Source organism: Pseudomonas saponiphila (genome assembly GCF_900105185.1).
GTDB lineage: Bacteria > Pseudomonadota > Gammaproteobacteria > Pseudomonadales > Pseudomonadaceae > Aquipseudomonas > Aquipseudomonas saponiphila.
Genome location: NZ_FNTJ01000002.1, coordinates 1,921,239 through 1,935,179, shown reverse-complemented (window position 1 = coordinate 1,935,179; position 13,941 = coordinate 1,921,239). Strand labels below are relative to the sequence as shown.

The following is a 13,941-nucleotide window of genomic DNA, read 5'->3' as shown; positions in this document are numbered from 1 at the left end:
TCCAGCCTTGAGACCGATGACCGCGATGATGGATTTCCAGGAATTTGATGCCGAACTAGAAGACTGGAACGCCCTGCGTGCAAGCACCCCGTTCAGCGGCTTGCTGATCGGCAACGGCGCCAGCCGCGCCGTGTGGGAAGACTTTGCCTACGACTCGTTGTTCGAAAACGCCCGCACGGTGGAAGAAAAGCCCCTCAGCCCATCCGAACTCAGCGTGTTCGAAGCCCTGCAGACCCGCAGTTTCGAACAGGTGCTGGGCGCCCTGAAAACCACCAGCCGGGTCAACAAGGCCCTGGCGGTCAGCTCGGCGGCACCGCGCAATCGCTACTACGCGATCAAGGAAGCGCTGATCAACACCGTGCACGCGGTGCACATTCCCTGGCGCCTGATCCAGGAGCAGAGCCTGGCGGCGATCAACCAGGAACTGCGGCGTTATCCCACGGTGTTCACCAGCAACTACGACCTGCTCAACTACTGGGCCGTACAGCATGACAGCCAAGGCATCGACGACCTGTTTCGCGGCGCCGATCCGGCCTTCGAACCGGGCACCGCCCCGGACGCCGCGACCCGCCTCCTCTACCTGCACGGCGGCCTGCACCTGGTGCGCAACCTGGACGGCAGCGCGCGCAAGCTGACCGCTACCGAAGGCACGCTGCTGGGCAGCTTCGCCATCAACAACACCCTCAAGACCCTGGACGACGTACCGCTGTTCGTCAGCGAAGGGCCGCTGGCGGACAAGCTCAAGACCATCCGCAGCTCGGACTACCTGTCGTTCTGCTATCAGCAACTGCAGGATCACAGCGGCGCCCTGTGCATCTTCGGGCACAACCTCGGGCCCCAGGACCAGCACCTGGCACAGGCGATCCGCCAGTCGGCGGTCACGACCCTGGCGATCTCCATCTACCCGCGCAGCGCGGCGTTCATCCAGCACCAGAAGCGTCATTACGCCAAGCTGTTCGAGGGCCAGGACCTGAGCCTGCGCTTCTTCGATTCCAAGACCCACGCCCTGGGCAACCCAGCGCTGTCGGTGCCCGTCGAACACTGACCAACCCCGCAGATCTCACGACTGGCGTAGGAGCTGGCTTGCCAGCGAAGGCGACCGCAGAAACAACACAAGGCTCCAGCGCCCGGCCAGCTCCTGGTAGATGAACGCCTTCAGTCCTCGCTGCTGTGCACCACCACCAGCAACTGCGCCTGCTCGTCCCCCAGGGAACGGATGCGATGGGGTTTCTGTGCGTTGAAATGCAGCGCATCGCCACGGTTGAGAATCACCCGCTCGTTCATGAAGTCCACTTCCACCTGGCCTTCGTGGACGAACAGGAACTCCTCCCCCAGGTGTTCCTTGAAGGTCTTGTCACTGAACTCCTTGGCCGGGTAGATGATGAACGGCAGCAGGTTGCGCTCGCTGACCTGATGAGCCAGCACCGCATAGCCCGGGGCCTGGTCGTTGGCCGCCAGCGACTGGCGCTGGTCACTGCGCACCAGGCTGTAGCTGTCGAGGCTGAGGCTGTCCTCGGCGAACAGCTCCTCGACCTTGACGTTCAGCGCCTTGGCCAGTTTCAACGCCGCCGCGATCGACGGGGTATTCAACCCGCGCTCGACTTTCGACAGATAACTCTTGGTCATCCCGGATTTTTCGGCCAGGGCCTCCAGGGTCACGCCAAGTTTTTTTCTGAGTAATTTCAAACGGATAGACATGTGGAGCGGTTAATCCATCTAGGAAACAACGATTGGCGCTTGCCAATGACACAAAGTGTCATATAGCATTTTAAGTGTCATCGCGACTCACCCAACGACCTCGCAAGCAGCAGGTGAAGCGCAGATCCGACGTCCATTGCACTTCTCAAAGGACCTTCGACATGGCCAAGACATTAGCACTGCCCAAAGACCAACTGGTCAAGCAAGCCCTGACCCAGATGCAAAACACCCTGGCGGATAATACGTGGACCGACCGGCAAAAGCTGGCCCTGACCTGCCGCATTCTGTTCGAGAACGGCCATGACTCGGGCCTGGCCGGGCAGATCACCGCCCGCGGCCCGCAACCGGGCACCTACTACACCCAGCAGCTGGGCCTGGGCTTCGATGAAATCAGCGCCAGCAACCTGCTGCTGGTCAACGAAGACCTGGAAGTCCTCGAAGGCCACGGCATGCCCAACCCGGCCAACCGCTTCCACAGCTGGGTGTACCGCGCCCGGCCGGACGTGAACTGCATCATCCACACCCACCCGACCCACGTTGCCGCGCTGTCGATGCTCGAAGTACCGCTTGAGGTGTCGCACATGGACCTCTGCCCGCTGTACGAGGACTGCGCCTTTCTCGAAGCCTGGCCAGGGGTGCCAGTGGGCAACGAAGAAGGCGAAATCATCGCCGCGGCCCTGGGCGACAAGCGCGCGATCCTGCTTTCCCACCACGGCCAGCTGTCCACTGGCGCGAGCATCGAGGAGGCCTGCGTGATCGCCCAGCTGATCGAGCGCGCGGCCAGGCTGCAACTGCTGGCCATGGCCGCCGGCACCATCAAGCCGATCCTCCCGGAGCTGGGCCGCGAAGCCCACGACTGGATCTCCAAGCCCAAGCGCCACGGCGCCGCCTTCAACTATTACGCTCGGCAGAACCTGAAAAAACACGCCGACTGCCTGAACTGATCCACCCCTTATGCCTTGCAGGAGTTGCACCATGTCTACCCCCAAGATCCACGGCATCATCGGCTACACCGTCACCCCCTTCGGCGCCAACGGCGAAGGCCTGGACCTGGACGCCCTCGGACGCTCCATCGACCGCATGCTCGACGCCGGCGTCCACGCCATCGCGCCCCTGGGCAGCACCGGCGAAGGCGCCTACTTGAGCGACGCGGAATGGGACCAGGTCGCCGAGTTCAGCATCCGCCACGTGGCCAAGCGCGTGCCGACCATCGTCAGCGTCTCCGACCTGACCACCGCCAAGGCCATCCGCCGCGCGCGCTTTGCCGAAGCCCAGGGCGCCGACGTGGTGATGGTACTGCCGACCTCCTACTGGAAGCTCAGCGAAGCCGAGATCCTCGCCCACTACCAGGCCATCGGTGCCAGCATCGGCGTGCCGATCATGCTCTACAACAACCCGGCCACCAGCGGCACCGACATGTCGGTGGAACTGATCCTGAAGATTTTCCACACCGTGGAAAACGTCACCCTGGTCAAGGAAAGCACCGGCGACATCCAGCGCATGCACAAGCTGCACATGCTCGGTGAAGGCCAGGTGCCGTTCTACAACGGCTGCAATCCCTTGGCCCTGGAAGCCTTCACCGCCGGCGCCAGCGGCTGGTGCACGGCGGCGGCGAACCTGATCCCGCAGCTCAACCTCGACCTGTATCAGGCCGTGCAGGAGCATGACCTGCAACGGGCCCGGGAATTGTTCTACCGCCAACTGCCGCTGCTGGATTTCATCCTCAAGGGCGGCCTGCCAGCCACGGTCAAGGCCGGGCTGGAACTGAGCGGACTGAACGCCGGCGAGCCACGCCGGCCGGTGTTTGCCCTGAACCAGAGCGCACGCCAGCAGTTGCAGACGCTGCTGCAGACCCTGGGTTGATGCCCTGACAAAAAAGCCCGGGCGGCTGACACCGTCCGGGCTTTGGCATGGGCCGCGTTCAACCCTCGCTCAATGGCTGTTCAGCGCCACCGGGGCCTTGGCCTTGAACTGCGGGTCCTGCAACATCTGTGCGATGAAGTCATCGGTGATGCGCTGCACATGCTGGTATTGGCTGCCATCGGGATTGGCCCAACCGCGCCAGGAGCGGGTCTGATTGCTGACCCGATACTTGGCCAGCGGCTGGTCGCCACGGCTGACATGGAACATCACCTGACTGTCACAGGTGACCCGGCCCGGCACGATGAAAAAGGTCATCGCACTGAGCAGCCCCATGGGAATGTTCTGCCAGCCAAAGTAATCACTGTTGGCCGCCACGATCACGTTGTAGCCATCGGCGCTGAACCCCGACTGCACCTGCTCGAAGGTTCCGCGCCGACGCAGTTCGTCACGGATCAGGCCGGCCGGGATGGCGCCCATCACACTGACGCTGATCGCCGGCAGCCGCTGCCGATAATCCACCTCGGCCGGCTTGAGGCTATGGCTGGTCTGGCAACCGCCAAGCCCCAGCATCAGCACCATCAACCACCACAACCGAGCGCCCATTACAGATCCCCCGAGAGCATGGCCTTGAGCATCGACGCCTTGGGCCCCTGCTCCTTGACGATCAGCGAGGTGACTTGTTCCATCTGCTCCAGATCGACCCGTTGCAGGCTCGGCACCTGCGGGTACTTGGCGCGCACCAGGTGGTCGCTGTGCAGGAACACGCATTTGGCCCCCGCCGCCGACAGGCAGCCAGCGCGGAAATCACCAATGTAATAGGCCTTGCCGGCTTCCAGTTCCAGGGGGATGGAGAAGTCTTCGCGGCTCCAGGCGGTGGCGTTGCCACGGTCGAAGTGCAGGTTGTAGATCTCGTAGCGCCCGGGTTTGAGCGGCATCACGAACAGGCTGCCGATGCCGTGCCAGGTTTCGCGGACATCCCGTGGCGTGCGGCCGTAGATCTGGTTGTACAAGCGCGCCGAGGCGAATCCCTCGCCGCCCCGTGGGCGAATCAGCAGCATCTGTTCGTTGGCGGTGTGCACCGCCTTGGGCCAGATACCCACCACCCCCACCACGTAGGCCACACCCGACTGCGGGTCGGGGCGCATGCTCTCGGCGATTTTCGTGGACGGCAGGCTGTAGCAGCCACTCAGCGCCAGCAGCGTGGCGAGCAATACGAGAGGGCGAATCATGAGGTCGCAGATCCCTTGGACAATGATCGATTACGTCAACCAGAGCGCCAGGTACGCCGACCACCCCGTGACGGGCGCGCAGCCTAATGTAAGTGATGGCATTTAGCCAGAATTACGTCGTCAATCGGCTGACGAACGCCAGTGGATCGCCCCCCCCCTGTTCGCTACCAACGTCGGCGCCGCGTTTCCGCCGGGCACGCCCCGCGCGGCGCCACCGCCTTGCCCCTGGCCGGGCAAAACGGTTCAGAGTGCCGAGCCGGGTCAGACGGCGGTCAGGTCCTTGATGTTGTGGCTCGGACCGTTGGCCTTGACGCTGGCGATGCCCTTGTCCCGGGCCGCCTCCGAGGAATAGGTTTCACTGCTGCCGATGATCTGCTGATTGGCCGCCTTGAGATTGAAATAGGGCTTGCCGTCCTTGGCGCTCTTGCGCTCGTAGCGCTCCTCCTGGGGGCTGTTGGCCTGCACCGAGGCAATGCCGTTCTCGGCGGCCGCGCGCGTGGTGTACAGCTCGCTGGTGAGAATGATCTCGGCGTTGGCCGCCTTGAGCACGAAACGAAACTGACCGCTGCTGCTTTTCTTCAACTCATACCATCCGGACATGCTGTTGCTCCTTGTGTTGATCAATGGACCTCGATCGATGGGCGTTGCGCCTTGGGAGTAAAGCCCCTTTCGGCGATTCAGCCATTGCCCCGGTGGCTGAAGAATCGGTTTTCCACCCGCGCCAGCCCCAGGTGCTCGCGCAGGCTGTGCCCCGTGTAGCGCTGGCGAAACAGGCCCCGGCGTTGCAGCTCCGGGGTGATCAATTGCACAAAGTCGTCGATGGCCCCCGGCAGGTGGGTGAACAGCACATTGAAGCCATCGGCGGCGTATTCCTCGTACCAGCTCGCCATCTCGTCGACGATCTGCCCCGGGGTGCCCACCAGCACCTTGTGCCCACTGGCGGACAGGCTGCGCAGCAACTGCGCCAGGGTCGGCCGTTCCCGGCGGACCAGTTCCACCACCAGTTGCCGACGGCTCTTGTGCCGTTCGGTGGGCGGCGCATCCGCCAACAGCGGCACCTGGGCATCCAGGGGCAGGCGCGACAGGTCGATGCCCAGGTCCAGCAGGTAGGACAGCGCCTTGAGCTGGGCCTGAGGGTCCTGCAATTCCTGCAACTGCTGGTACTTTTCCTCGGCCTCGTTGAGGCTGCGGCCCACCGTGGGAGCGATGCCCGGGAAGATTTTCAACTGCCCGGCATGGCGGCCGTAAGCGGGAAGGCGTTCCTTGAGTCCGGCGTAGAACGCCTTGGCCTGCTGCAGGTCGGTCTGGGCGGTGAACACCAGCTCGGCGCAACGCGCCGCCAGCTCGCACCCCGGCCCGGACGAGCCAGCCTGGGCGATCACCGGCCAGCCCTGCATGGGCCGTGGCGCGTTCAATGGCCCCTGCACCTGGAAGTGCTGGCCACGGTGCTGCAACAGGTGCATCCGCTCCGGGCGCAGCCACTGGCCGCTGGCCTGGTCCCGGGGAAAGGCGTCATCGGCCCAGCTGTCCCACAGGCCACTGACCACCTCGAAAAATTCCTCGGCCCGGGCATAACGCTGGGCGTGGCTCATGGGCTCGGGCTGATTGAAGTTCTCGCCGCCGATCAGCCCGGTCACCAGGTTCCAGCCCGCTCGGCCCTCGCTCAAGTGATCGAGCGAGGCGAACTTGCGCGCCAGGTTGTAAGGCTCGTTGTAGGTGGTGCTGGCGGTGGCGATCAGGCCGATGTGCCGGGTCACCACCGCCAGGGCCGGCAGCAGGGTCAGCGGGTCCCAGCGCAGGCTGTGGGAACTGCGGGCCAGCACCCGCGGATCGAGGTCCCCTACCGCCACGTTGTCATTGAGAAACAGCGCGTCGAAGCAGCCCCGCTCCAGGGTCTGGGCGTAATCCCGGTAGCGCTGGAAATTCAACGAGGCATCAGCATCCGCCCGGGGATGGCGCCAACTGCCGCCGTGGGCACCGGAGCCGGAGAGAAAGGCCCCCAGCCCCATCTGCCCGCCGCGCTCAGCCATGGCTGGCGCCCTCCTCGGCCGCCGCCACCGGCAGCGGCGCGGCGCGCAGCAACAGGCTTACCGAAGCCCAGACCAGCAGCGTCGCCAGGGCCAGGAACAGCATCACCCCGCGATAACCATTGAGGAAAGCGCCCTGGGCGTCATCCAGCGGCGTGGCGGAAAAGTGGTGGAACAAGCCCACTCCGACCGCCAGCCCGATGCCACCGCCAACGTTGTGCAGGGTCATCAGCGAGCCCATGGCCACCGAGCCCACGGCCTGGGGCACCGAGGAAATGCCCAGTACCGTCGACGGCCCGAGAATGCTCGCCCAGCCCAGGCCCATGATGACGAAGGCCGCCAGCAGATAGGCCAGCGACGTCTGCCGATCGAAGCCGGCCTGCAACAGCGCCGAGAGCACGAACAGCAGCAACCCGGCCTTAATCAGCAGCGCCGGGCCCTTGCGGTCCACCAGCCGCCCCACCAGCGGCGACAGCAGCGCCACGCCCAAGGTGGTGGGCAGTAACAGCAGGCCGCTGGCCTGCACCGACGCGCCACGGATCTGCGCCAGGTACAGCGGCATGACGAAAAACGCCACGCAATAGAACAGCGCCAGGCCGAAACTGGCCGCCACCCCGGCGACAAAGCGCCGGTTGGCGAACAGCTTGAGATCGATGATCGGCGCCGCGACCCGTTTCTCCACCGCCAGGAACGCCACCAGGGCCAGCAGCGCCAGGGCGATCAGGCTCAGGGTCAAGCGTGAACCCCAGCCCCAGGCACCACCCTGGACGATCACCAGCACCAGGCTCGGCAGGCCGATCAGCAACAGCAAAGCGCCCCAGCCATCCAGCCGCGCACCGCTCTGTGCCGAGCGTGACTCCTGCACGCTGAAGCTGCAGATGCCCAGGCTCAGCAGCACGAAAGGCACGTTGATCAGGAAGATCCATTGCCAGCCAAAACCACTGGTGATCAACCCGCCCAGCACCGGCCCGATCGCCAGCCCCACGCCGTTGACCCCAAACAGCACGCCAAAGGCCTTGCCCTGTTCGGCGCTGTCGAAGGTGCTGGAGACAATCGCCCCGGAGGCGGTGTAGAGCACCGCACAGGCCAGCCCCTGAAGCACCCGGGCGCCGATCAGGGTGTCGATCTGCGTCGCCAGTCCGGCCGCCAGCGAGGCCAGGCCGAACACGCTCAAGCCGATGAACAGCACCCGTTTGCGTCCATGCAGGTCGGCCAGGCGCCCCACCAGCACCATGAAACTCGACAGCGTCAGGATGAAGCCATTGATCACCCACTGCAGGCTGTCCACCGAAGCGCCGAGATCGGCCTGCAGCGCCGGTAGCGCGGTGTTGACGATGGTGAAATCCACACAGCCGAGAAAACTGGCGATGCTCACCCCGAGCAATGCCCACCACTTGCGTTGCTGTTGCGCAAAAACGCTCATGGAAACTCCTTGTCAGTCATAGAAAAACCGTTAGCCGTAGGAGCCTTGCCAGCGGGCAGGCCCTTGAGTCCTGTATCGCTCCAGGGACGCCTTCGCTGGCAAGCCAGCTCCTGCAAAGGTCAGCGAGAACGGCGGATCCTTGCGGGTCAGATGGCGATGGCGCCGCTGGTCCAGTTGGGGTGAATGGCGCCGGGCAAGGTGAACGGAATCGGAATCCCGCGCTTCTTGAACTTCAGCGGCAGCCAGCGCACCCGGTCCGGGCTGTGGGGTTCGATCAGCAGCTCGCGACTGGTGGCCATGGCCGTGGTCATCTGCTGCGGATAGAGCACGTAGTGGTAACCCTCGTCGGCCCACAGCGGCAGGATGATCGGGATCTCCTCAAGGATGTATTCCCGGCACTGGGCCGCCGCCCGCTCGATGTCCGCCTGTTCATCGCGCAGGCGCAGGCGCTCGGTGAACACGCTGATGGTGCTGTCGATGGCCTGGCGCAATTCCTCGCGCTGCTGATAGATCTGGTCCAGTTGCTGGCGCAGTTCGGCGTAACGGTCGCTGGCCAGTTCCTGGTTCCAGCGGGTGATGTGGTACGGCACCCGCAGGCCGTCGAGAATGCTCTGGTTGCGCGCCAGCCAGGCATCGCCGTCGCGGATCGATGCCGACAACGCCTCGCCGGGAGATTTGCCATGCTTGTTGTGGCGTTGCAGGGTGTCGGCCACCACCACCTTGACGTGGCTGAAGCCGGACTGGTTGATCAAGTGGATGGTGGACCGCAGCTTCTGGTCCTCGTGGTATTCCTGGCCGACGCTGACCGCCAGGACCACGCGCTTGCCGTCGAATTCGTGCTCCTCGCCGCCCTTGTTGAAGTAGGCCTTGAGGTTGATTTCCTGCACCTTGCTCATGAGTTCAGCTCCAGTAGGCCAAAGGCTGGTGTTCGCCGTAGTAACCGATAAAGACCCCGAGGGTGACCCGGGTGCTGCTGGCCGAAGGGCGGACCGCGTGGATCAGCCGCGGATTGAGCAGGATCAGGTCGCCGGGCTCGGGCTTGACCACGAAGTCCGGCGGCGGCAGCAGGTGGCGCTCGATGCCATAGGCCCGCTCGCCCTTGAGGCGGTTGTACTCCTCTTCGTCCGGCTCGATGCCCCAGATCTCCAGTTCACCGCCGTCCTCGGGGATCTCCAGGTAGATGTTGGTCGACAGCTGGGTCAGCAATTGCGGGCTGTGGCCCTCGGGCGCATTGCGTTCGAGCTTGTCGGTGTGGGGCGTGAGATCGACCCCCGAACCCTGGAAGCGGGCGATGCCGACGAAGCACTTCTGCCCGTCCACCTGCAGCAGGTGCGCGCCTTGGGGCCAGACCTCGTCCAGCAGCAAGCGCAGCTCGTCGATGGGCGAGGCCAGGGGCCGGAACAGATTACGGATCTTGCGAATGTTGGGCAGGGCCAGGGCGTGGTACTCGGCCCGGCTCTGCTCATCCTGGATCTCGATATAGGCCTTGCCGATCCGGACGAATTCCTGCTGCTGGCTGAAGGCACTGCGCAGTTCCTGCTGGTACAGATGATCCCGCGCCACCTGCAAGGTATCCGGTGGGCAGAAACCTTTGAGCTGAACGCCGTAAGAGCGTTTTTCCACAACATCGAGGATATGCCGCGCTTCAAGTTTGTCGGCAGTAGTGACTGTGAACATGCAAGCTCCCTTATTCCCTGGAAGTAGCGACGAAGTACAACACTGGCAGAACGTAATAATTTGTTTCAGGGCCACATTAGGCAGTTGAGAAGGTCTTGTGAAATACCCTTTATCTCTAATCTCCAAACTTAAAAATGTATCGAAAATCAGGCAAATAGCGGCCACCACCCACACTTTCACAAGTACTGACGGAGAATTATGAAATTCGCTGATAGTTAAGTTAAAAGATGGACATCATTACTCTTTATTTATTCAAAAGCTCCCGAGTCTTATTAATAAAACCGCCATAAATTCATTCAACTTCATTGAATGAAGAATCCATATAAGTCGCCGCATCGAACGACTTGTGGATGATGCCTTCTTCACGGTACAGATCCGCGGTGTGCTGCACGTCCTCGACCACGGCCGGGCCCACGGCGATACGCCGGGGCAGCGAGTAGCGATTGGAACGTTCATGCACCTCCAATGGCAGGCCGCTGTAGCCGGCCTGGATCTTTGCAAACGCCTCCAGATGCTGGTTGGCCCAGGCATAGGCGCGGTCCAGGCGCCGGAGGAAATCGGCGATCTGCTGCGGCTTGTCGCGAATCGCCTGATCATTGGCCACCAGCAGCATGTGACCGGCGAACAGCCCCTCGCCACTGACCAGCACCCGGGTGCCGCCCTCCATCTGCACCATGCTGGTGTAGGGGTCCCAGGTCGACCAGACGTCGGCCTGAGCATTGCTCAGCAGGCTGCGGGACTCGGCCGGCTGGAGAAAGATGAACTGCGCATCCGCGCCGTGCAGGCCCACCGAACGCAGGGCGGCCAGGGCCAGGAAATGACCGATGGAGCCGCGCGTGGTGGTGATGCGCCGGCCCTTGAGGTCGGCGGCATCCCGTAGCGGCGAGTCCTCCCTGACCAGCATCGCCACCGCCGTGGGCGTGACCTTGAGCTTGATCACCCCCACGGTCTTGATCGGCGCCCCGGCAGCGGCGGCGAACACAAAGGGCGCGTCCCCCAGGCTGCCGATATCCACCGCCCCCGCGGCCAGGGCCTCGGCGGTGGGCGCGGCGGCAGCGAAAGAGGCGAATTCGATGGGATACGGCACCTGCTCCAACTCGCCGGCGGCTTCGAGCAGGATCTTCAGCGACTGCTTCTGGCTGGACACCCGCAGCACCGGCTGCGCCAGCGCAGTGCCCAGCCACAAACACAACACCAGTCCTTGTAGGAGCCGGCTTGCCGGCGAATGGCCGCTGAACCATGCGCCACTCATGCGACCGCCTTCGCTGGCAAGCCAGCTCCTACAAGAGTCATCGTGGCCATGCTCAGAACGCCAGGCTGACGCAACCGCTGTAGGAGCCGGCTTGCCGGCGAATGGCCCCTGAACCATGCGCCAGTCATGCGACCGCCTTCGCTGGCAAGCCAGCTCCTACGAGGTAGCTGGCTGGCGTGCTGCAGAACGCCAGGCTGACGCAACCGCTGTAGGAGCCGGCTTGCCGGCGAATGGCCCCTGAACCCTGCGCCACTCATGCGGCCGCCTTCGCTGGCAAGCCAGCTCCTGCAAGAGTCATCGTGGTCATGCTCAGAACGCCAGGCTGACGCGGCTGTAGTAATAACCACCGCCCAGTCCATAAGGCGAGAACATCCCGTATTCATAGGTCCCCGCCCAGGCCTTGAGGCCGATCTTGTCCGGGTACACGTCGAACAGGTTGTTGGCGCCCACCGCCACGGTGAGGTTCTGCGTCACGTCGTAGGCCACGTCCAGGTCGGTGATCCACTTGGCGCTGTAGGTGCGGTCGTTGGCCGGGAGGTTCGAGCCTTCGGTGTACTCGCCAAAGCGGGTCAGCTGCAGGTTGGTGGTCCAGTCGCCGACCTTGTAGTTGGTGGAGAGGATCCACTTGTCCTTGGGCGTGGACTTGGTCAGGTCGATCTGCTGCTGGCGGTCGAACAGCACATAGCCGGCCCCCAGGCGCGACAGGGCCGACGGGGTGTCCGCCAGGTCGCGGATGGTGGTCTTGTTGTGGTTGTAGGCCACGCTCCATTTGGCCGTGCCGTACTCGCCGAACGACTGGCTGTAGTCCGCCACCAGGTCGACGCCCTTGGTCCGGGTATCGGCGGCGTTGGTGTAGTACTGCCCGGCGAGGTTTGGCGACAGGCCGTTCTCCACCAGGATCTGCGACACCGCCGGGCCCTTGAGGATGCCGGTCTGGAGAATGCGCTTGTCGATGTCGATCAGGTAGAAGTCGGCGGTCAGGCGCAGCCGTTCGGTGGGTTCGGCGGTGAAGCCCAGGCTGTAGTTGCGCGAGGTTTCCGGCTCCAGGTCCTTGGCCCCCAGGGCAATGGCTTCCGGCGAATTGGGGCGCATCTGCTTGGTGCGCACCGAGCTGGTGGTGCCACCGGCGCCGAACTGGGTCACGGTGCTGGTGGTGGAGAACACGCTCTGGGCCAGGGACGGCGCGCGGAAACCGTTGCTCACCGCCGCGCGTACCGCGTAGCCAGGGAGGAACTCGTAGCGCGTGGTCAGCTTGCCGCTGGTGGTATCGCCCACCCCGAGGTTGTACTTCTCATAGCGCGCCGCCGCGCCGACGTACCAGTTGGGGGTGATGTTCAGGCCCAGGTCCACATAGGCCGCCTCGCTGTGACGCTTGAGGCTGTAGGCGTCTTCCGGGGTGGTGCCGTTGACCGAGAACAGCCCCGGGTCCGGCACCACGCCGGCAAAGGGACCCGTGGCCGGGACATAGCTGCCCTGGTTGTAGGAGTTGGGCTCGCCCTCCTCCAGCGCGTATTTCTCCCAGCGGTATTCCACCCCGAAGGAGGTTTCCAGCGGGCTGCTCCAGCCGATGTCCAGGGCCCGGGAGAAGTCCAGGTTGTTGGTCCACTGGTCGAACACCAGGTTGCCCAGGTGGAAGTCGTGCTGGCTGTAGGGACCGTTGGAAATGTTCAGGTTGTTGGCGGTATCGAGCACCCCGCGATCCTTGCCGTAGGTGCTCGACAGGTCCCAGTCCCAACCGCCGGCGAGGCCCTTGGCCCCGCCGGCGACCTGGAAGTCGGTCTCGCGGATTTCCCGTCGCGCCTGGCCGCCATTGGGGTACGGCGCATTGGGCACCCCCGCCAGGCTGGTGATGTCGGTGGGCTTGCGATGGCCCAGGTTCTTGTTGCTGTTGCGATAGCTCAGGGTCGAGAACGAATACAGCTTGAGGTCGTCAGCCAGGGGCAGCTCGGCGTTGTAGGCCAGGCTGGTGGTGCGGTCGCGGCCCAGGCCGTACTCGGTGCCCCAGCCCTGGCGATTGCTTTCCCGCGGGTCCGGCGAGCCGTCGGCCTGCTTGAAGTACAGCTGGCCGCTGGCGGCACTGGAACGCTCGTAGGGTTCCTGGAGCTTGGCGTCCCAGGACAGGTTGAAGAAGCCGCCGTCCTCCCCCAGCTTGTTGCCCCAGTTGAAGGCCTCGTGGCCGGTGGTGCCGTCGCCGTCGTAGTACTGGCCCAGGGTGGTGTCCGAAGTCAGGCCCTCGGCGTTGCGCTTGAGGATGATGTTGATCACCCCGGCAATCGCGTCGGAGCCGTACTGCGCGGCGGCGCCGTCGCGCAGCACTTCGATACGCTCGATGGCGGCGGTGGGAATCAGGTCCAGGTCCACCGGCACCGAGGCATTACCGACCCGCGCACCGTTGTTGATCAGCGCCGAGTTGTGCCGGCGCTTGCCGTTGATCAGCACCAGCACCTGATCGCCGCCCAGGCCGCGCATGCTCACCCCGCGCACCAGGAAGGCGGTGCCACCGCCGTTGATGGTGGGCACGTTGAACGACGGCAACAGGCGCCCGAGCATTTCTTTCAGGCCGTTCTGGCCGATGCTGCGCAGCTGTTCGCTGTCGATCACATCGATCGGCGCCGGGCTGTTGGTGACGGTGCGCTGCTGGCTGCCGCGCACGCCGGTGACCACTACGGTGCCGAGGGTTTCATCGGCGGCCAGCAGCTCCACCGGGGTTGCCAGGCTCAGCAGGCCAAGGCTCAGGGGCGCGGCGCCGAGGACGATTTTATGCAAGGACAT

At 64.1% G+C, this 13,941-nt stretch carries 13 protein-coding genes; 3 read left to right on the top strand and 10 right to left on the bottom strand.

Translation table 11 applies throughout. The annotated features are described in order from the left end of the window. Window positions 1–25: 25 nt before the first annotated feature. The gene (locus BLV47_RS30725; protein WP_092320598.1) at window positions 26–1,045 is read left to right on the top strand and encodes a DUF4917 family protein; all 1,020 of its coding nucleotides are present in this window, start codon (window positions 26–28) and stop codon (window positions 1,043–1,045) included. Between the two features lie 110 nt (window positions 1,046–1,155). Here BLV47_RS30725 and BLV47_RS30720 read toward each other — a convergent pair whose 3' ends face one another. Beyond that, entirely contained in the window at window positions 1,156–1,698 is a 543-nt protein-coding gene (locus BLV47_RS30720) for a helix-turn-helix domain-containing protein (protein WP_092320298.1), read from the bottom strand. 161 nt (window positions 1,699–1,859) lie between these two features. On the opposite strand from BLV47_RS30720, the gene BLV47_RS30715 reads away from it, so the two are divergent. Both BLV47_RS30715 and BLV47_RS30710 read left to right on the top strand, forming a co-directional pair. Further along, window positions 1,860–2,642, top strand: a complete 783-nt coding sequence (locus BLV47_RS30715; RefSeq protein ID WP_092320297.1) for an aldolase — start codon at window positions 1,860–1,862, stop codon at window positions 2,640–2,642. 31 nt (window positions 2,643–2,673) lie between these two features. Next, window positions 2,674–3,561: a dihydrodipicolinate synthase family protein gene (locus BLV47_RS30710; RefSeq protein WP_092320296.1), complete on the top strand. Its 888-nt coding sequence runs from the start codon at window positions 2,674–2,676 to the stop codon at window positions 3,559–3,561. Between the two features lie 69 nt (window positions 3,562–3,630). Here BLV47_RS30710 and BLV47_RS30705 read toward each other — a convergent pair whose 3' ends face one another. The 9 genes from BLV47_RS30705 to BLV47_RS30665 all read right to left on the bottom strand — a co-directional run bounded on the left by BLV47_RS30705 (window position 3,631) and on the right by BLV47_RS30665 (window position 13,941). Next, window positions 3,631–4,164: a hypothetical protein gene (locus tag BLV47_RS30705; RefSeq protein WP_092320295.1), complete on the bottom strand. Its 534-nt coding sequence runs from the start codon at window positions 4,162–4,164 to the stop codon at window positions 3,631–3,633. After that, window positions 4,164–4,790, bottom strand: a complete 627-nt coding sequence (locus BLV47_RS30700; protein ID WP_092320294.1) for a hypothetical protein — start codon at window positions 4,788–4,790, stop codon at window positions 4,164–4,166. Before BLV47_RS30700 ends, BLV47_RS30705 begins: the two co-directional genes overlap by 1 nt. A 261-nt stretch (window positions 4,791–5,051) precedes the next feature. After that, window positions 5,052–5,390: a YegP family protein gene (locus tag BLV47_RS30695; RefSeq protein WP_092320293.1), complete on the bottom strand. Its 339-nt coding sequence runs from the start codon at window positions 5,388–5,390 to the stop codon at window positions 5,052–5,054. Window positions 5,391–5,467: 77 nt separating this feature from the next. After that, the gene (locus BLV47_RS30690; RefSeq protein ID WP_167365724.1) at window positions 5,468–6,820 is read right to left on the bottom strand and encodes an LLM class flavin-dependent oxidoreductase; all 1,353 of its coding nucleotides are present in this window, start codon (window positions 6,818–6,820) and stop codon (window positions 5,468–5,470) included. Continuing rightward, window positions 6,813–8,240, bottom strand: a complete 1,428-nt coding sequence (locus BLV47_RS30685; RefSeq protein ID WP_092320292.1) for an MFS transporter — start codon at window positions 8,238–8,240, stop codon at window positions 6,813–6,815. Before BLV47_RS30685 ends, BLV47_RS30690 begins: the two co-directional genes overlap by 8 nt. A 146-nt stretch (window positions 8,241–8,386) precedes the next feature. Further along, entirely contained in the window at window positions 8,387–9,136 is a 750-nt protein-coding gene (locus BLV47_RS30680) for a tRNA-dependent cyclodipeptide synthase (RefSeq protein WP_047302332.1), read from the bottom strand. Window positions 9,137–9,140: 4 nt separating this feature from the next. After that, on the bottom strand, window positions 9,141–9,917 hold the full coding sequence (locus BLV47_RS30675; protein ID WP_092320291.1) for a 2OG-Fe(II) oxygenase: 777 nt from the start codon (window positions 9,915–9,917) through the stop codon (window positions 9,141–9,143). Window positions 9,918–10,209: 292 nt separating this feature from the next. After that, complete coding sequence (locus BLV47_RS30670; protein ID WP_244168976.1) at window positions 10,210–11,169, bottom strand: aliphatic sulfonate ABC transporter substrate-binding protein; 960 nt, start codon at window positions 11,167–11,169, stop codon at window positions 10,210–10,212. 309 nt (window positions 11,170–11,478) lie between these two features. After that, on the bottom strand, window positions 11,479–13,941 hold the full coding sequence (locus BLV47_RS30665; RefSeq protein ID WP_244168975.1) for a TonB-dependent receptor plug domain-containing protein: 2,463 nt from the start codon (window positions 13,939–13,941) through the stop codon (window positions 11,479–11,481).